The organism is Rhizobium sp. Leaf341, assembly GCF_001424325.1.
Classification (GTDB): Bacteria; Pseudomonadota; Alphaproteobacteria; order Rhizobiales; family Rhizobiaceae; genus Ferranicluibacter.
In genome coordinates this window covers 1-436 of the sequence record NZ_LMPE01000003.1, presented here as the reverse complement: position 1 = coordinate 436, position 436 = coordinate 1, and the positions used below count along the sequence as shown (strand labels likewise).

The window sequence follows — 436 nt, the reverse complement described above, 5'->3', positions numbered from 1 at the left end:
TTCAGGACGCCGGTGACGCAGGACCAGTTTTTGCTGCTCGGCCCGGCCGGCGCGATGCGCCTGCCCAACTTCGCCATGCCGCCGCTCATGAACAATCACGGCAATTACATCGTCTCGCTCGGCAATGTCTGTCGCTGGCTGGCCGGCAAGGCCGAAGCGCTCGGCGTCGAGATCTATCCGGGCTTTGCCGCGACCGAGGTGCTTTATGATGCGAACGGGGCGGTGGTCGGCGTGGCCACCGGCGACATGGGCATCGAGAAGACCGGCGAGCCCGGCCCCAACTTTGCCCGCGGCATGGAGCTGCGCGGCAAATACGTGCTGATCGGCGAAGGCGTGCGCGGCTCGCTCGCCAAGCAGCTGATCGCCAAATACGATCTCCAGAAGGACCGCGAGCCCCAGAAATACGGGATCGGCATCAAGGAGCTCTGGCAGGTGA

At 64.9% G+C, this 436-nt stretch carries 1 protein-coding gene; it reads left to right on the top strand.

The genetic code is table 11. The features are described from left to right. On the top strand, positions 1-436 hold a 436-nt coding region (locus ASG03_RS01705), incomplete at both ends, for an NAD(P)/FAD-dependent oxidoreductase (protein ID WP_443216574.1).